Raw genomic sequence first — 16,344 nt, 5'->3', positions numbered from 1 at the left:
GTGTGGTGACGATGGCACTGGGCGCCGCGCTCGCCCTGGGGACGGGGTGTGGCAAGGGCTCGGACGGCCCTAGCGCGCAGGCGGCCCAGGGCGGGAAGGGGGGCAGGGGAGGAGGCCCGGGTGGCCGAGGGCCCATCCAATTCCCGGTCGAGGTGGCGAAGGTGGAGGCGCGGGACGTGGAGTACGTCATCTCCGCGGTGGGCTCGGTGGAGGCCTTTGAGCAGGTGCAGATCACCGCGCGCGTGGCGGGCGTGGTGGAGCAGGTGCGCTTCATGGAGGGCCAGTCGGTGAAGAAGGGCGAGGTGCTCGCGGAGATCGAGCCCACGCGCTACAGCATCGCGGTGCGCTCGGCGCAGGCGGCGCTGGAGAAGGCCCTGGCGACGAAGGCGGAGGCGGAGTCGGCGGCCGGGCGGCGCACGGCGGCCAATGAGGTGAAGCCGGGGCTGCTGCCGGCCGAGCAGATCGACACCGCCGAGGCCCGGGCGCGCAGTGCCGCGGCGGACGCGAGCGCGGCGAAGGCGGCGTTGGATCAAGCCGAGCTGAACCTGCGCGACGCGTACGTGAAGGCGCCCATGGAGGGCGTGCTGCAGACGCGCACGGTGCAGACGGGACAGTACGTGCAGCCGGGCACGGTGCTGGCCACGCTGCTGCGGAGGGAGCCGCTGCTCCTGCGCTTCACCGTGGCCGAGTCGGACGTGGGCCGGCTGAAGACGGGCATGCCGGCGCGCTTCACGGTGCGCTCGGACGGGCGCACGTACACGGGCCGCATCAGCTACGTGGCGGACGCGGCGGATCCCGCCAGCCGCATGGTGAAGGTGACGGCGGAGGTGAGCGGGCCGGAGGCCAAGACGCTGCGTCCGGGGGCCTTCGCCACGGTGTCGGTGCCGGTGGAGACGGCGCAGGGCGCTCCGGTCATCCCGCAGACGTCGGTGCGTCCCAGCGAGCGCGGCTTCCTGGCCTTCGTGGTGCAGGACGGCAAGGCGCGCGAGCGCGTGGTGGAGCTTGGCCTGCGCACGGCGGATGGGCTCGTGGAGGTGCGCGAGGGCGTCAAGCCGGGCGAGCAGCTGGTGGTGCGTGGCGGGGAGGCGCTCAAGGACGGCGCCGCGGTGCGTATCGCCGAGGGCCCCAAGCCCGCCGTCACCGGAGAGCCTCGCCTTGAGACGGACGGCAGCAATGGAGGCGCGGCGCGATGAACATCACCGAGGTGTGCATCAAGAAGCCCGTCTTCGCCTGGATGCTGATGGCGGCCACCATCGTCTTCGGACTGGTGGCGGCCCAGCGCATTGGCATCAGCCAGTTCCCGGACGTGGACTACCCCGTCATCAGCATCAGCGTGTCGTGGGAGGGAGCCTCGCCGGAGGCGGTGGAGAGCGACATCATCGAGCCGCTCGAGGAAGCGGCGATGCAGGTGGAGGGTGTCAAGGCCATCACCTCCAAGTCGAGCATGGGCGGTGGCAGCATCTCCGTGGAGCTGGATCTCTCGCGCAACGTGGATCAGGCGCTGCAGGACGTGACGTCCAAGGTGAGCCAGGCGCAGAACCGCCTGCCGCGTGACATCGACCCGCCGGTCATCTCCAAGAGCAACCCGGAGGATCAGCCCATCATCCAGGTGGGCGTGTCGGGGCCTTTCTCGCGGCAGTTCATCTCCGACTTCGCTCGTTACCGGTTGAAGGAGTCGCTGCAGACGGTGCCGGGCGTGGGAGAGGTGACGCTGGGTGGCTCGCTGGAGCGCAACGTTCGCATCTGGGTGGACGCGCAGAAGCTGGACGCGCGCGGGCTCACCGTCACCGACGTCATTTCCGCGCTGCAGCGCGAGCACGTGGAGCTGCCCGCGGGCCGCATCGAGACGGAGGGCCGCGAGGTCAACGTCCGCGTCATGGGCGAGGCGTTGAACCTGGAGACGCTGCGCCACCTGGTGGTGCGCGAGGGCGATGGTTCTCCCGTCTACCTGTCCGACGTGGCGCTGGTGGAGGACGGCTTCGAGGACGAGCGCCGCATTGCCCGCGTCGACGGCCAGCCGGCCCAGGGGCTCGGCATCCGCAAGCAGCGCGGCGCCAACGCGGTGGCCGTGGCTCAAGGCGTGCGCGCGAAGCTGGCGGAGGTGCAGAAGGACGCGCCCGAGGGCCTCGAGGTGGGCGTCAACTTCGACGCCACCCGGTTCATCGAGGAGAGCGTCCACGAGATCGAGTTCGAGCTGCTCTTGGCCTGCATCCTGACGGCGCTGGTGTGTTGGGCGTTCCTCGGCTCACTCTCCAGCACGTTCAACGTGATCCTCGCCATCCCCATGTCGCTGCTGGGCACGGTGGCCGTCATCTACTTCCTGGGCTTCACCCTCAACACCTTCACACTGCTAGGCCTATCACTGGCAGTGGGCATCGTGGTGGATGACGCCATCATGGTGATGGAGAACATCTTCCGGCACGCGGAAGAGGGGAAGGACCGGGTGAGCGCGGCGCGCGAGGGCACACACGAGATCACCTTCGCGGCCCTGGCAGCCACGCTGGCCGTGGTGGCCATCTTCCTCCCCGTCGTCTTCATGACCGGGGTCATCGGCAAATTCTTCCTCCAGTTCGGCGTGACGCTGTGCGTGGCGGTGCTGCTGTCCTACGTGGAAGCCATCACCCTGGCACCGGCGCGGTGCGCGCAGCTGCTCAAGACGGGCCGCGAGGGCCGCAGCAAGGTGGGCGTGCTCGTGGACCGGGCCTTCACCTGGCTGGAGCACCGCTACGGGAAGGTGCTGGCCCAGGGGCTGAAGCGGCCCTGGTGGGTGCTGGGCGCCGCGGTGGTGCTGCTGGCGCTGTCCGGCTTTGCCTTCAAGAGCCTGTCGAGCGAGTTCGTCCCCTCGCAGGATCAGGGCCGCGTCATGGTGCGCATGCAGACGGCGGTGGGCAGCACCGTGGATGAGACGAACCGGCTCTTCCTCCGGGCCGAGGAGTTCCTGCGCAACCGGCCCGAGGTGACTCGCTTGTTCTCGGTGGTGGGCGGAGGTGGCAGCGGGGTGAACGGTGGCATGCTGTTCATCACCCTGGTGCCGCCGGAGCAGCGCATGCCGATGGCCGAGTTCAACCAGGTGGTGCGCAAGGAACTCAACTCGTACCCGGGCCTGCGCGCGGTGGTGATGGACCTGTCACAGAGCGGCTTCACCGCCTCGCGTGGCTTCCCGGTGGAGTTCAGCGTGCGCGGCTCGGACTGGGAGCGGCTCATCGAGTCCAGCACGGAGATGCGCGAAAAGCTCCAGGCGAGCGGCACGGTGGTGGACGTGGACACGGACTACCAGCTCGGCATGCCGGAGCTGCGGATTACACCGGACCGGGCGCGCGCCGCGGACCTGGGCGTATCCATGCAGGACGTGGGCTCCACCCTCAACGCCCTGGTGGGCGGGGTGCGCGTGGGCAAGTACAGCACGGGCGGGCGCCGCATCGACGTGCGGCTGCGCCTGCTCAAGGATCAGCGCTCGCGGCCGGAGGACCTGGCGATGCTGAAGGTGCGCACCGGCACGGGCGAGCTGGTGCCGCTGGCTTCGCTGGTGACGCAGGAGGAGCGTCCGGCGCTCCAGGCCATTACCCGCAAGGATCGTGAGCGCGCCATCAGCATCTTCGCCAACGTGGCACCCGGCGCCACCCAGCAGCAGGCGCTGGAGAGCGTGGAGCGGCTGGCCCGGGAGCTGCCCGGCGGCACGCGCGTGGTGTTTGGCGGCTCCAGCGTGGCCTTCCAGGAGTCCATGAGCAGCCTCCTGTTCGCCCTCTTCCTGGGCATCGGGGTGGCGTACATGGTGCTCGCCTCGCAGTTCAACTCGTTCCTGCACCCCGTCACGGTGCTCACCATCCTTCCGTTGTCGGTGGCGGGAGCGGCCTTCGCGATGTGGGCCACCGGCACGACGCTCAACATCTTCAGCATGATTGGCCTGCTGCTGCTGATGGGCATCGTGAAGAAGAACTCCATCATCCTGGTGGATTACGCGCTGCTGCAACGCGAGCAGGGCGCGGACGCGGTGGAGGCGATGCAGCGGGCGGGTCCGGTGCGCTTGAGGCCCATCCTCATGACGTCACTGGCCACGATGATGGCGGCGGTGCCGGCGGTGTTGGCGCTGGGGGCGGGCAGCGAGACGCGTGCTCCCATGTCGGTGGCCGTGCTGGGAGGCCTCTCCGTCTCCACCGTGCTCAGCCTCCTGGTGGTGCCCGCCTTCTATGTGGTGGCGGACCGGATGAAGACGCGGCTGGACCAGCGGCTCCACCGCCGCTCCGGTGGCCCCGGTGAGCATGGCTCAGGTCCCGGTGGCCACGGCGCGCCCGTCGCCGAGGGAGAGAAGCCTCGACTCGCCGGGAGCTGAAGCAAGTGAGGCCGTGCAGCCGTCCACGGCCTGCGTGACGCCGCGGGCCTCGACGTCGAGTCGCGGGCGGCGAGTCGGAGCTCGCCGTCCGCGCCGAAAAAGAAAAGGCCCTTCGCTGGAAGCGCTACCTCAGCACCGCTTTGGCGCACGCCCGCACGGAGGAAGTGCACCCTCCACTGGGCAGGGGCACCGGCCATCTGCTAAGAATCTCCCCATGCACTCGCCTCTCTCTCCTCCGACCGCTCGCTGAGACGCGCCTCCGGGCGCACTCGCTGAGCGTTGCCGCCGCAGCCGTCTTCCGACGGGCGTGGCGGCGTGTCCGAAACAGCCCCTGCTGGCCAGGGGCGTCGATGGAGAGATTTCGTGAAAACGTCGAAGGGTTCCGCCCTCGCGTGGGGCGGTGTTCTGTCTGCGGGAATATTGTGGGGTGGCGGTGCTGTCGTCGGTCAGTCACTGCTCACCGAGGGGATGTCACCGTACAGCCTGGCGCTGGCACGCTTCACCCTCGGGTTGCCGTTGTTGTGGTGGTGGCACCTGCGCGAGCCACGGCGTGGTGCGCCAACGACATGGAGGGAGCGAGGGCTCGTCATCGGCACGGGCCTGATGATGGCCCTCAGCGTCGTGTCCTGGTTCGCGGGGATCTCCGTGCTCGGCGCGGCGCTGCCCACCGTCATCGCCATCTGCTGTGCGCCCGTCCTCGTCGCGCTCGTCTCGGTCGTCCGCGGCTTCGAGCGCATGACCCGGCACACCCTGCTCGCGCTGTGCATGGCGTTGGCGGGTGTCGCGGTGATGGTCTACCCGGCCACGGACGAGGTCCTCGCTCCGGGGTATGGCGCAGGCATCGCCTGGTCCTTCGCGGCCGCGGTCTTCCAGGCCGGTGTCGTCCTCGGAAACGCGAGGATGCCGGCGCATGTGCCGGCGTCGACGGCCTCCGCCTGGGGTATGACGGCGGCAGCCGCGTGCATGGCGCTCGTCGCGTTCCCACGGGGATTGACGTGGCCAGGTGACGCGATGGGTTGGCTCGGGGTGGCCTACACGGGGATTGTCACGACCTCTGTCGCCTACCTGCTGTTCGCGTGGGGGGCACGGCGACTGACACCGACGGCGGCGGTCATCGGCATCATGGTCGAACCGTTGGTGGCGACGCTGCTGGAGGCCTGGCTGTTCGGAAGGCCCCTGGCCCCGCGCCAGTGGCTCGGCGCACTCACGCTCGTCGCTGCCCTGGTACCCCTGACCGGGCGCGCAGCGCAGCGTCACACCTCCGCGAACGAGGCCTCAGGTCTGCCCTGAGTTCCTGCCCCCCCTTGAGTGGGGACGCATTCCCTCCTCGCGTTCAGCCGGCGCGAGGAGGGATGGCGGTGCGGCGGAAAGGACCGCCCGAATGGCTGAGCGTCAGTCGTTGGAGAACATCGGAAAGCGGCAGAGCGTCTCGAAGCCGAGTCGCTCCAGGAGCGGGGCGGAGGTGCTCGCGCGGGCGTGGCTGGTGGCGAAGGGAATGCCTCGCCCGGCGGCGTAGCGGAGTCGCGCGGTGACGAGGGCCCGGTACAGCCCTCGTTCGCGGAAGGCTGGGAGCACGACGCCGCCGAGCAGGTACACGGAGCGCTCGAAGGCGACCAGTCCCGCCGTGCCCGCCGGTGAGCCCCGGTACCGCGCCAGGAAGAGGCGATGGCGGTCGTTGGGGTCGGCGAGGACCAGTCGGTTGAACGCGAGGAGCGGCGCCGGGTCGTCCATCTCCCAGCCCTCGACCATGGTTCGCGAGTACTCCTCCACCGTGCGCTCGTCCACCTGCTCCACGGTGACGTCCCCCTCGGGGCTCGCCGGTGCCTCCGCGGTCCCGCGGATCATGCCCAGCGTCTCGCTCCGACGCAGGCCACGGCGCTCGAGCCGCTCGGCGAGATCCGCGGGTCGGCTGTCGGGCCCCACGCTCCACCGGAAGCGCAGCCCGAGGCGCCGGTAGACCTCGAGCGTCTCGTCGATGACGGCGTCGGCTTCCTTCTCATCCAGGGCCGAGTAGGCCACCTCGTTGAGGCCGCCCTGGCGCAGCGAGGGCGTGATGAGCTGTAGCCAGCCGGGACGCTCGATGACCTGTGTATCCGGTAGCGGGATGAAGGCTCTCCGGGGAGGCTCCAGCACCTCGCGGAGGCGCTCGCTCCAGGTCTCGAGGTCACCGGTCGGCATGGGTGGAGGCTAGTCCCGTTCGTCCGTTCTAAAAAGCGGTCCCATCTCTTGTGCTCCCTTCACGTACGCCACCAGGATGAGCTTGCGTTCGGATCCGTTGTCGTCATCGCGGGGGTGGCTTTCTATGTTGCCGCCTGTAGTGGAGGCATCGTGCTGATCGCTCCCGTCTTGCTCTTCGCCGAGGTGTCACAATGAAGATAGGGGAGGTTCTCAGCTTCGAGGCTCCACGGCTCATCGGAAGGTATCTGACGGAGCAGACCTCTCCCGAGGAGAGAGAACTACTGCTGGCGGCGAGAGATGCCTTGTTGTTCATCTCCGAGTTGGGTCAGGACTACCGCTTCGAGGATTATCGCCGGAGCCCCGACTCCCCTCTCTCGTCCTCCGGGGGAGGGACTTTCATCAAGACGCTCCTGGGTGAAGCGGCAGGGCTCATGCTCCGGATCCGAGGCGAACTCCACTCACCGGAGGAGAAGGAACTGGCGTCGGTCCTCATCGACGCTCTCAACTTCATTGCCTCGACTGGCCAGCACACGGCGTTTGAGGCGTTTCGCCGCGATGCTCTCGCCGCCAAGCCGCCGCACGTCGTCGCATCGTTCAGGACGCGCGAGGAGGCGGAGGCCTGGCTCGACAATCAACCCGAGCCGCCGGCTCAAGGACAGGTGTTGGTCGCGGGTGAATACTATCAGTTCTACTATTTCCGTGAGCTGAACCGCAGAGGGCTCCGACCGCAGTTCACCTTGGAGATGCTCATCCGGCAATTGATGGAAGAGGGGCCTCCTTCCGCAGTGGCCTCCTTTGTCTCTCATGAGGAAGCAGAGGACTGGCTGGCGAAGCAACTCGCGCCACCGACACATGCCTTCATCTTGATTGCCGGGGAGTACCACCTCGCAGTCTTCCACGAGAACATCCACCACCGGGCCATCCACCCCATCTCGATCGTCGAGAGGCTCGAGAAATGGGAGCGGGAGCAGGGGATGTGAGATGGTCCGGGAGACGGGGAGGGCCTCCCTGTCTCCTCTCTGTCCTGTCGGGACGGCGTGCTCGTGCGCCAGGCAGGGAGGCGCGGGCCTGGACAGACTTCCCTTCGCGGGTGAGCCGTCACGACATTCTCCCGGAGCCCCTCTAGGAGGAGTGTCGCCATGGCGAGCAATCGAGGAGTCGTCTATCTAGGCCCTGGGAAGGTGGAGGTGCGGGACATCGAGTATCCACTCGGCAGAGCGGTGCAGGGGGGCGGCGCAGATGTGATAACGGGTGCGCCGCCCGCCGGTCTGCCGACGGGGATGGGCGGTGCTCAGGTCGCGGCAGAAGAGGTGGAGGGCGTCTGCGAGGCAGCCGCGCGCGCGGCCTTCCACATGGGCGGCAGCAGTTCCTCGAGACGGCGCTGCGGCCAGCCCTGGGCGAGCTTCTCCAGCACGTCAGCCAGGTACGCCCACGGCTCCACCCCGGCCAGCACGCACGTGGCCACCAGCGTGTACACGCACGCGGCGCGCTCGGCTCCCGCGTCGCTGCCGGCGAAAAGGTAGTTCTTCCTGCCGACGGCAATCTCCCGCAGCCGCAGCTCCGAGGCGTTGTTGTGCAGCGGCAGGCGCGCGTCCTCCATGAAGCGCGTCAGCGACTTCCACTGGTTGATGGCGTAGCGGCACGCCCGTGCCAGCGGACTCTTCGGCGGCTCCCGGTTGTAGACTTCGGCCATCCAGCGCCCCAGTTGCTCCGTGACAGCGCGTGAGAGCGTGTCACGCCTGCGCAGCCGCTCGGTCTCCTCCACCTGCTGCTCGTCGGCTTCGCGCTCCACCTCGAAGAGCCGGCCGATGAGAGAGAGCGGCAGCGCCGCTCGTGTGTCACCGGCGTCCAAGGCCTCGACGAAGTAGCGACGGGCATGGCTCCAGCACCCCACCTCCACCGCGGTGGCGCCCTGGCGGGTAAACAGCTTGTCGTAGCCCTTGTACCCGTCCACCAGCAGCCAGCCCTCACGCTTGTCCAGGAAGGACAGGGGCCCTTCTTCCTTCCAGTCCGGCGTGTAGACGAAGGCCGCCCAGGTGGTGTCCCCCAAGTACACCCACATGTGCCCGCGCTTGAGTCCGTTGGGGTGCTCTCTGTCGAGCACCTTCAGGTGCGTATCGTCGCTCTGCAGCACGTGCGAGGCCAGCGCCCGTTGGGCCACCTCCCGGGCCAGCGGCTGGAGGGTGTCGGCGCCCGCGGCCACCCAGTCCGAGAGCGTCGAGGTACGCAGCTGCACGCCATGGCGCGCGTAGATGCCGCTCAGCCGGTGCAGCGGCAGGTGGTCCTTGAATTTGGAGACGAGGACGTGGGCCACCAGGCCCGGTCCGGGCAATCCCCCCTCAATCACCCTGTCGGCGGGAGGCGCCACCACCAGCCCGTCACCACACGGCCGGCAGGCGTACTTGGGCCGTACCTCCTCAATCACCTTGAAGTGGCCAGGCACCCACTCCAATGTCTCACTCTTCTCCTGGCCACAGCACGTCTTGTCCCGCCCGCATGCCTCGCACCGCAGCGCCTCGGGCGGGGGCTGGTGGACGCGCTGCTCGCGCGGCAGGCTGGAGGGCAGCGGGCGGCGCCCGTGCCCTTGCGCTCCTTCTTTCGCGATTCCTTGTGGGGTGGCTTGGAGGGCGGCGTGGAGCCCGCCGCGACGCCTGCGTCCCCGGCCTGGGGCGGCGCCGCCTCTTGGGCCCCGGCGTTCTGCTGGCCCAGTTGCTCCAGGAACAGCGACAGTTGCTCGGCGGAGAGCTTCTCGCTTTGGCGGCCAAACCGCTGGCGCAGCGCCTTGCGCAGCCGCAACTCCAACTCGGTGTTCTTCTCCACCAATTGCGAGAGCAGGCCCACCACCAGCTCAATCACCTGCTCGTCCTGGCCCTCGGCCAGCAGCGTGCGCAGCAGCGCCGCCACGCCGTGTACGTCCGTCGTCTTCTTGCCGGGAGCCGCGCCGCTCATGTCCCGGGACATGAGCCATGACCCGGACCCAGGACGCAAGAGGTATTCTCAAGCAACCGACTTCTCAGGTGGGGGCTGCCAGCGAGGCCGGCGGACACTGGCCTTCAAATCAATCCCCTCCAGCAGCAGGGTGAGCTCCACCGCTTCCAGGATGACGGCGCCCGTGTCCTCCGGTAGCGGGCGCGGCAGGCGGAAGCTGCCCTTCTCCAGGCGCTTGGAGAAGAGGCAGAAGCCACCGGAGTGCCACCACAACACCTTCACCATGTCGCGCGTGCGGTTGAAGAAGACGAAGAGGTGTCCACTCAGCGGGTCCTCTCGCAGGACCTGTCGTGCCAGCAAGGACAGCCCGTCGAAGGACTTGCGCATGTCCACCGGCTGGCTCGCCAGGTGGATGCGCACCGAGGAGGGTAGTGTCAGCATGCTTCCTCCAGCGCCCTCACCAGCCGCGCCAGCGCGTGCGCGTCGAAGCCCGGCTCCACTCGGATGCGCCGGCCCCTGGCCAGTAGCACCTCCATGCTGGCTGTGCTCGGTGCCCCACGTGCTTCTGGCGAGGGCGGCGCCGTGACGTGCACCGGGACGAACGAGAGCGCCGGGCCCGCCTCCCCGGCCCGCCGCTTCTTCCACCACCTCAGCCGCTGTGGCGTAAGCCCATGGCGGCGGGCGAACTCCGCCACCGACAGCCCGCTCGCCTCGTAGGCCTCCAGCACCGCCTGCGCTTCGGCCTCCGTCCAGTAGTTGCTTGCCGCCGCCCTCGCCAGCGTTGCGTCCACTCTTTCCGTGTTGCGTCCCATGTCTACACCTCCTGGAACGCGACGCTGAACGGCTCCTCCCTCACGCGGAAGGTGTGGTCCACCGAGCGCTTACGACATCGACTACCCGAAGATGGTCAACCCGCAGGGAAAGCCCGTCGAGCACGGCGTCATCCTCAAGGTCGTCTCCACCAACATCTGCGGTTCGGACCAGCACATGGTGCGTGGCCGGACCACCGCTCCGCAGGGGCTCGTGCTCGGCCACGAAATCACCGGGGAGATCATCGAGAAAGGCAAGGACGTCGAGTACCTGGAGCTGGGCGACCTCGTCACAGTGCCCTTCAACGTGGCCTGCGGACGCTGCCGCACGTGCCGGGAGCAGCAGACGGGCGTGTGCCTCAACGTCAACGCGTCACGTCCCGGTGGCGCCTATGGCTATGTGGACATGGGCGGCTGGGTGGGTGGGCAGGCCCAGTTCGTCATGGTGCCTTACGCTGACTTCAACCTCATCCGCTTCCCCGACAAGGCTCGGGCGCTCGAGAAGATAAAGGACCTGACGATGCTCTCGGACATCCTGCCGACCGGCTTCCACGGCGCGGTCTGCGCGGGAGTCGGGGTGGGGTCCACCGTGTACGTCGCGGGCGCGGGGCCCGTGGGGCTCGCCGCAGCGGCCTCGGCCCACCTGCTCGGGGCGGCGGTGGTGATGATCGGTGACATCAATCCGGAGCGGTTGAAGCACGCGAAGTCCGTCGGGTTCGAGCCCATTGATCTCACGAAGAGCGACAAGCTGGATGAGTTGATCGCCGCGGTCATCGGTGTGCCCGAGGTCGACGCCTCCATCGATGCGGTGGGGTTCGAGGCGCGCGGTCACGGCGCCCAGCACGTGACGGAGGCACCTGCCACGGTGCTCAACTCGCTCATGGCCATTACGCGGGCGGGTGGAGCCATCGGCATCCCGGGGCTCTACGTCACGGAGGATCCGGGCGCGACGGACGAGGCCGCGAAGCAAGGCAACCTGCGCATGCGCTTCGGGCTCGGCTGGGCGAAGTCGCATCGGTTCTTCACCGGGCAGACGCCGGTACTTCGTTACAACCGCCAGCTCATGCAGGCCATCCTCCACGACCGCCTGCCCATCGCGAAGATCGTCAACGCCACTGTCATTTCACTCGACGAGGCGGTGCGCGGCTACCACGAGTTCGATACGGGCGTGGCGCGGAAGTTCGTCATCGACCCCCACGGCCTGTTGAAGAAGGCCGCCTGAGCGGGGTTCAGGAAGATGAACGGCGCCAAAGAGGACCTGCACTTCCTGCAGATCTGGATCATGCAACGGGAGAGGCCGCATCCGCATGCTGGAGACGACCCGGTACTTGCGCAAAAAGCGCGCGGGGCTGGCAGGCGCCTGAAGCATCAACCTCAGGAGCGTGCCTGCCGCCGGTACAGCCCGGGCGGCACGCCCATGAGCCGGCGGAACGCCCGGTTGAACGCGAACTCGGAGTCGTATCCCACGCGCGCCGCGATGGCCGCAAGGCCGTCGTCGCTCTCACGCAGCTGCACGGCGGCCTCCTGCATCCGCAGCCGCGTGAGGTACGCATGAGGTGCCATTCCCACTTCGGCCGCGAAGCGGCGCGCGAGCGTCGCTCGCGACGTCCCCGAGCGACGCGCCAGCTCGTCCACGCTCCAGTCCCGTCCGGGCTCGGAGTGCATCCACCCCAGAGCGCTGGCGAGCGTCCGGTCCCCGAGCGCCCCCAGCCACCCCGCGCCTCCGGGCGGCTGAGCATCGGCCCATGCGCGAAGCACCTGCACCAGCAGGACGTCGAGCAGCCGCGAGACAACCACCGAGACACCCCGCTCGGCGCGCTCGTGCTCCCGCTCCAGCAGGGCCACGGTGGGCGACATGGCGCGCGCCGCCTCGGAGTCGCCGCGCAGGTGCACCCGTGAGGGCAGCAGCCGCAACACCGGATGCGCTCCAGGCTCATCGAACGCGAAGAAGCCACAGAGGAACCGCGACTCCGCACCTGTGCCGCCCAGCAAGTGCGTGGGCTCTTCCCCCCGATCCGCCAGCCACTGCTCCAGCGGCACCTTCGGACTGCGCGGGGAGTCCGCCACGGCATGCCCTTCCCCACGAGGCAGCAGCACGACATCCCCGGGGCCCAGGGCGATGACTTCACGCCCCTGCGTCAGGTAGCCGGACCCCGACGCGACGAGGTGCAGGGTCGCCACGGCCGTCGGCGGGAAGCGGAGGCCCCAGGGCGCACGGGCCACGGTGCGGCAGTAGAGCCGCCCGCGCAGTCGCGTGCGTTCGAGAATCTGCCCGAGCAGGTCGGAAGGGCGGGAGACGTCCATCCCCACACGTTAGCAACAAGCCTGTCCGGCCCGCTCGGACGATGAGCGCTTCGGGCAAAACATTGAGCCACCCGCGAATGGTACGCGGAGGCCGCGCCGGCCATATTCCACCTCGTGAAGCGCGCCACGTCGCGCACGGAGGCACCATGGAAACGCAGCGCAACGACTTGTCCTGGAAGCTCACCTCGCCCACGGCCCTGCTGACCCTGCTGCTGGGGGCTTTCATGCTCTTCCTCAGCATCCTCTCCCGGGTGGACCCGGTGGGCGGGGCACGGGGCTTCGGGCTGCCACTCTCCGGATCCGAAGCCCTCCCCTGGCTGAGCATCAAGTCCGGGAGGGACCTCGGCATAGGGCTGGCGCTGGTCGCCATCGTCGCCACCCGGCAGCGGCTCGCGGCGGGCCTCTTCGTGCTCGCCAGCACCGTGATGCCCGTAGTCGACGCGCTGACCGTCCTGAAGAGCGGCGCCTCACTCGCGCTGGCCCTGTCGGTCCACGGCAGCGCCGCGGTCTACTGTGTCGTCCTCGCCTCGGCACTGCTGCGCCCCTCGGCCATCCGGAAGGACAGACAGTCGTAGAACGGAGCCACCTGCTCCCTCAACCGGCCTCCTATTCGCCCTTCCGAGAAGCGGCGCCCCGAATGGACCCTGGCGCTACCGCTTCCTCGGCCTGGTAGGCACGGTGGAGCAGCTCGAGGAAAGCGGGCGCATCTGGTAAGCGCACAGAGCCGATCCGGTGTACCGCGACACCGGGTGTCCACGAGTTCATGACCACGGCCCCGGAAAGCGTAGGCAGATCGGCGAGGGTCACTTCCTGAAATCGCTGGGCTATACCGATGCGGTCCAGCTGCCGACGGACAATGCCCATCGTGGTTCCGCTCAGCATCTCCGCCACGGGCCAAACGACGGCCTCGCCATCCCAAAATGCTAGATTCCAAATCGACCCCTCACTGAGCCGACCCCGGCGGTCGACGAAGGCGGCGTCATTGAATCCTTGTTGAACGGCCTGACGTAGGAAGTACGTCTTCGCGACCTCGCCAACGTGCTTGACGGATGGAAGCACCCGCTCGTACTCGACCGTCGCCAACGCCAGCGGCCCCTTCGGACCTGAGGCGGGCGGTCCGGTACGGATCAGCAATTCGGGGGAGACGCCCGTTCCGCTCGCGGTGAATTCGCCTTCGGGCGAGTACACCGTTGCCACCAGCGACACATCGGCCGGGCTTGCTTCCAGGGCCGCCTGCAAACAGGATCGGACCTGAGCGTCGGGCAATGCCTGGCCGAATAGCGTCATCGACGCGGAACGAAGCCGTGCCAGATGAAGGTCGAGGCCGCGAACCAGGCCACCTCGGACCTGCATGGCAGTGAAGTGCGCATAGCCGGCGAAGGCGAGCGGTGCCAGCTCTTCAGCGGACGCCGCCCGATCGTTACGGTGAACAACGAAAGACTTCAGACGACCTGTCATTCTGGCGCTCCTGAGTGTCTGCTCGGGACCCGGCGACCGCCGTGTCGCAACATCGCTAATCATTAAGCTGAGCAACTATCGTCAATTGACCGGGCGTTGAGAAACGAGTACTTCTTGCCAGATCATCAAATTCGGCTTGAAGATCGTGATGAACGGAATGCTGCCAGGAACGAGAGCACTGAGGACGTTCGAGGCCGCCGCGCGGCACCTGAACTTCACGCGCGCTGCCGAAGAGGTGGGACTGACGCCGGCCGCGGTCAGTTACCAGATCAAGGAAATCGAAGATCAACTGGGCGTCACGCTGTTCACGCGCACCAGCCGCAGCATCCGCCTTACCCCCGCAGGCACCGTCTTGTACGAGGCGACTGCCGACGCGTTGGACATCTTGCGACGTGGGGCCAGCCGCGCGCGGAGGATGGCGCGGGGGGCAACTCAACTGCGCGTATCGCTCAGCGCGATGTTTGCTTCGAACTGGCTATTTCCGCGACTGCCGCAGTTCCGGGCCGCGAACCCAGGGTTGGAGCTGACGTTCGATGTTTCGGATGAGGTACGGGATTTCGACGCGGATGATATCGATGTTGCCATCCGGTTTGGCACGGGCCGGTATGAAGGTGCGCGATCGGAGCGGCTGTTCGATACGGTGGTCGTTCCGGTTTGCAGCCCGAGATTGATCGAGGCTGGCTCAAGCATCAAAGCGCCACGAGACCTGTTCCGCCATACCCTCTGCTACGTGGACTGCAAGATCGACGGGATGGTGTGGCCGAACTGGCGCATGTGGATGGCAGCGGCTGGTATTGAAGATTTTGATGACAGTCGGTGCGTTGCGTTGCCTGATTCGAGCCATGTGGTGCAGGCCGTCATCAATGGCGCTGGCGTTGGCCTTGCCGAACTGGCCATGGTTGCCAGCGATCTATCGCAGGGCAGGTTGGTGAGGCTGTTTGATATCGGCGTGCGGGTGCCGGAGGAGTATGGGTATTATCTGGTGTATCCGGAAGCCAGCAGCCAGGATTCGCGCGTGCTGGCTTTTCGGCAGTGGATGCTTGGCTGAACGCGTAACGACTACCGGCGTGCCACCAGCAGCCAGGCCGGCGCCCACCAGTAGGGGTATAGCACCTCGCGATCGACACGCGTGAAACCAGCCTCACGTAGCAGCACCTCCCAGTCGGTCATCGGCTGCTCGAAGTTGGTGCGGGTGGCGCCGCGATCCACGTAGCCGAACAACACCGGCATCAGAAAGCCCTGCGATACCGTCTCGAAGTCCGCCCCCGCGTACTCGGCCAGCCCCTCTCGGTAGCGGGTGAGGAAATGCCGCGCGGTCTCCGGCGCCAGCGGCTCATCCATGGGTGGAGCATCGAACTCGGCCAGCAACAGCGCATCGCAGCGTGAGCGTAGCCATCCCAGCATCGCCGGACGTACGGGCGGAGGGAGGGATTGCAGACTGAAGGTGGCCTGAGCCACCTTCCAGTGCCGCGACTGCATGCCGGGCTCGACGACGAACTCCTGCAAGCCCCCGGCGAAGGCGTCGAAGCCCACGCCCCGTGTGGCAAGCTCCCGGGTGGTGCGCTCGAGCAGCGGCTCCGCGGGCTCCACCAGGGTCACCTTTCTCACCGCCGAGGTCAGTGCGGGCAGCAGCGCCATCCCATCGCCGACGCCAATGTCGAGAAGCTCGAATGGCTCGCTGGGGTAGCACCGGGTCAGCGCCGCGCTCGTTTCCCGGTAGAGAGGAATGTTGCCCCCACCTCGGATGAAGGCACCAAAGCCCTCCGCCGATACGTAGACGTTGCGCTTGCCCTCCCGGGCCACTCGCCCGAGGTAGATCGCGGCCTCACGCGACAGCAAATCCTCCGGCGCGGCCCGCGCAGCACCTTCGGCGAAGGTGGCGGCCTCGGCGTAGCGCTCATCGGCGAAGGCAAACAGCGCCAGATAGAGGAGCCCCTCTGGGGAGAGCGTCGTGGCGCGAGCCGCAGCATCGAGGCCCCCGTCGCGGTAATGGCTCCAGAGATGGGAAAAATCATCGCTCATAGACGCGGGGGAATGTACCTCATCTTCCTGCGGACTGGCGCGTGGCGGTTCCGACGTCTTCACCCGCGACGTCACCTGCGAGGCCACCTGGAGCCCCGACAACCCGTCGAGAGGGCGGGGGCTCCCTCTTTCGGGTGAAGCGTTTCATGGGCTTTCAGGTGATTTCCACCGAGGCCTAACGCTCTACCCTGAAGTGCGTGATCGGAACATTCGATGGCAGCATAGGAGGTAGCTCCCGATGACTACGGCCTCGGAGTCCAACCCACCGGCGCCTGTCGTGGGCGCGGGCGCGCGGAGCGTCGGACACACTGACAT

15 protein-coding genes and 1 pseudogene are annotated in these 16,344 nt (G+C 67.8%); 7 read left to right on the top strand and 9 right to left on the bottom strand.

Translation table 11 applies throughout. The features are described from left to right. The first annotated feature begins 11 nt into the window (after nt 1-11). From F0U60_RS28840 to F0U60_RS28830, 3 genes are all read left to right on the top strand, one after another. Nucleotides 12-1,193: an efflux RND transporter periplasmic adaptor subunit gene (locus F0U60_RS28840; RefSeq protein ID WP_395825496.1), complete on the top strand. Its 1,182-nt coding sequence runs from the start codon at nt 12-14 to the stop codon at nt 1,191-1,193. Continuing rightward, nucleotides 1,190-4,330: an efflux RND transporter permease subunit gene (locus tag F0U60_RS28835; RefSeq protein WP_395804324.1), complete on the top strand. Its 3,141-nt coding sequence runs from the start codon at nt 1,190-1,192 to the stop codon at nt 4,328-4,330. The genes F0U60_RS28840 and F0U60_RS28835 overlap by 4 nt, the downstream gene beginning before the upstream one ends. A gap of 363 nt (nt 4,331-4,693) precedes the next feature. Next, nucleotides 4,694-5,620, top strand: a complete 927-nt coding sequence (locus F0U60_RS28830) for a DMT family transporter (RefSeq protein ID WP_395804322.1) — start codon at nt 4,694-4,696, stop codon at nt 5,618-5,620. Nucleotides 5,621-5,722: 102 nt separating this feature from the next. On the opposite strand, the gene F0U60_RS28825 is transcribed toward F0U60_RS28830, so the two are convergent. Then, nucleotides 5,723-6,508, bottom strand: coding sequence for a GNAT family N-acetyltransferase (locus F0U60_RS28825; protein WP_395804320.1), 786 nt, complete (start codon nt 6,506-6,508; stop codon nt 5,723-5,725). Nucleotides 6,509-6,699: 191 nt separating this feature from the next. Here F0U60_RS28825 and F0U60_RS28820 point away from each other — a divergent pair, with 191 nt between their 5' ends. Continuing rightward, nucleotides 6,700-7,488 carry a hypothetical protein gene (locus F0U60_RS28820; protein ID WP_395804318.1) on the top strand — a complete coding sequence of 263 codons (789 nt, stop codon included), beginning with the start codon at nt 6,700-6,702 and terminating at the stop codon, nt 7,486-7,488. A gap of 311 nt (nt 7,489-7,799) precedes the next feature. Here the strand turns inward: F0U60_RS28820 and F0U60_RS28815 are convergent, their stop codons facing one another. From F0U60_RS28815 to tnpA, 5 genes and pseudogenes are all read right to left on the bottom strand, one after another. Beyond that, nucleotides 7,800-7,973, bottom strand: a complete 174-nt coding sequence (locus tag F0U60_RS28815) for a transposase domain-containing protein (protein ID WP_395825494.1) — start codon at nt 7,971-7,973, stop codon at nt 7,800-7,802. Continuing rightward, nucleotides 7,971-9,044: pseudogene (tnpC, locus tag F0U60_RS28810) on the bottom strand (IS66 family transposase); the annotation flags it as partial. The gene F0U60_RS28815 and the pseudogene tnpC, both read right to left, overlap by 3 nt. Further along, complete coding sequence (locus F0U60_RS28805) at nt 8,930-9,457, bottom strand: transposase (RefSeq protein ID WP_395825491.1); 528 nt, start codon at nt 9,455-9,457, stop codon at nt 8,930-8,932. The gene F0U60_RS28805 and the pseudogene tnpC, both read right to left, overlap by 115 nt. A 48-nt stretch (nt 9,458-9,505) precedes the next feature. After that, nucleotides 9,506-9,877 carry an IS66 family insertion sequence element accessory protein TnpB gene (gene tnpB / locus F0U60_RS28800; protein WP_395804316.1) on the bottom strand — a complete coding sequence of 124 codons (372 nt, stop codon included), beginning with the start codon at nt 9,875-9,877 and terminating at the stop codon, nt 9,506-9,508. Beyond that, nucleotides 9,871-10,248, bottom strand: a complete 378-nt coding sequence (gene tnpA, locus F0U60_RS28795) for an IS66 family insertion sequence element accessory protein TnpA (protein WP_395804314.1) — start codon at nt 10,246-10,248, stop codon at nt 9,871-9,873. Before tnpA ends, tnpB begins: the two co-directional genes overlap by 7 nt. Nucleotides 10,249-10,324: 76 nt before the next feature. Between tnpA and fdhA the strand changes: the two genes are divergently transcribed. After that, nucleotides 10,325-11,467, top strand: coding sequence for a formaldehyde dehydrogenase, glutathione-independent (gene fdhA / locus F0U60_RS28790; protein ID WP_395825488.1), 1,143 nt, complete (start codon nt 10,325-10,327; stop codon nt 11,465-11,467). A gap of 152 nt (nt 11,468-11,619) precedes the next feature. On the opposite strand, the gene F0U60_RS28785 is transcribed toward fdhA, so the two are convergent. After that, a complete protein-coding gene (locus tag F0U60_RS28785; protein WP_395804312.1) occupies nt 11,620-12,549 on the bottom strand; it encodes a cupin domain-containing protein in 930 nt (309 codons plus the stop codon). Nucleotides 12,550-12,695: 146 nt separating this feature from the next. Between F0U60_RS28785 and F0U60_RS28780 the strand changes: the two genes are divergently transcribed. Next, the gene (locus F0U60_RS28780; RefSeq protein WP_395804310.1) at nt 12,696-13,124 is read left to right on the top strand and encodes a DUF4267 domain-containing protein; all 429 of its coding nucleotides are present in this window, start codon (nt 12,696-12,698) and stop codon (nt 13,122-13,124) included. Nucleotides 13,125-13,155: 31 nt separating this feature from the next. Here the strand turns inward: F0U60_RS28780 and F0U60_RS28775 are convergent, their stop codons facing one another. Beyond that, nucleotides 13,156-14,007 (bottom strand): aminotransferase class IV family protein, encoded by an 852-nt coding sequence (locus F0U60_RS28775; RefSeq protein ID WP_395804308.1) that lies wholly within the window; start codon nt 14,005-14,007, stop codon nt 13,156-13,158. Between the two features lie 145 nt (nt 14,008-14,152). Between F0U60_RS28775 and gcvA the strand changes: the two genes are divergently transcribed. After that, nucleotides 14,153-15,055, top strand: a complete 903-nt coding sequence (gene gcvA, locus F0U60_RS28770; protein ID WP_395825485.1) for a transcriptional regulator GcvA — start codon at nt 14,153-14,155, stop codon at nt 15,053-15,055. Between the two features lie 11 nt (nt 15,056-15,066). Here gcvA and F0U60_RS28765 read toward each other — a convergent pair whose 3' ends face one another. Beyond that, the gene (locus F0U60_RS28765; RefSeq protein ID WP_395804306.1) at nt 15,067-16,029 is read right to left on the bottom strand and encodes a class I SAM-dependent methyltransferase; all 963 of its coding nucleotides are present in this window, start codon (nt 16,027-16,029) and stop codon (nt 15,067-15,069) included. Nucleotides 16,030-16,344 lie beyond the last annotated feature (315 nt).

Source organism: Archangium minus (assembly GCF_044360475.1).
GTDB classification, from domain to species: domain Bacteria; phylum Myxococcota; class Myxococcia; order Myxococcales; family Myxococcaceae; genus Archangium; species Archangium minus.
The sequence above is the reverse complement of the archived record's forward strand: the minus strand, read 5'-3'. Positions and strand labels throughout refer to the sequence as shown.

Coding starts and splice junctions, on each gene's coding strand:
- F0U60_RS28765 (WP_395804306.1), bottom strand. CDS start 16,029: ATGAGCGATGATTTTTCCCATCTCTGGAGCCATTACCGCGACGGGGGC.
- F0U60_RS28785 (WP_395804312.1), bottom strand. CDS start 12,549: ATGGACGTCTCCCGCCCTTCCGACCTGCTCGGGCAGATTCTCGAACGC.
- tnpB (WP_395804316.1), bottom strand. CDS start 9,877: ATGCTGACACTACCCTCCTCGGTGCGCATCCACCTGGCGAGCCAGCCG.
- F0U60_RS28820 (WP_395804318.1), top strand. CDS start 6,700: ATGAAGATAGGGGAGGTTCTCAGCTTCGAGGCTCCACGGCTCATCGGA.
- tnpA (WP_395804314.1), bottom strand. CDS start 10,248: ATGGGACGCAACACGGAAAGAGTGGACGCAACGCTGGCGAGGGCGGCG.
- F0U60_RS28775 (WP_395804308.1), bottom strand. CDS start 14,007: ATGACAGGTCGTCTGAAGTCTTTCGTTGTTCACCGTAACGATCGGGCG.
- F0U60_RS28835 (WP_395804324.1), top strand. CDS start 1,190: ATGAACATCACCGAGGTGTGCATCAAGAAGCCCGTCTTCGCCTGGATG.
- F0U60_RS28825 (WP_395804320.1), bottom strand. CDS start 6,508: ATGCCGACCGGTGACCTCGAGACCTGGAGCGAGCGCCTCCGCGAGGTG.
- F0U60_RS28780 (WP_395804310.1), top strand. CDS start 12,696: ATGGAAACGCAGCGCAACGACTTGTCCTGGAAGCTCACCTCGCCCACG.
- F0U60_RS28840 (WP_395825496.1), top strand. CDS start 12: ATGGCACTGGGCGCCGCGCTCGCCCTGGGGACGGGGTGTGGCAAGGGC.
- F0U60_RS28805 (WP_395825491.1), bottom strand. CDS start 9,457: ATGAGCGGCGCGGCTCCCGGCAAGAAGACGACGGACGTACACGGCGTG.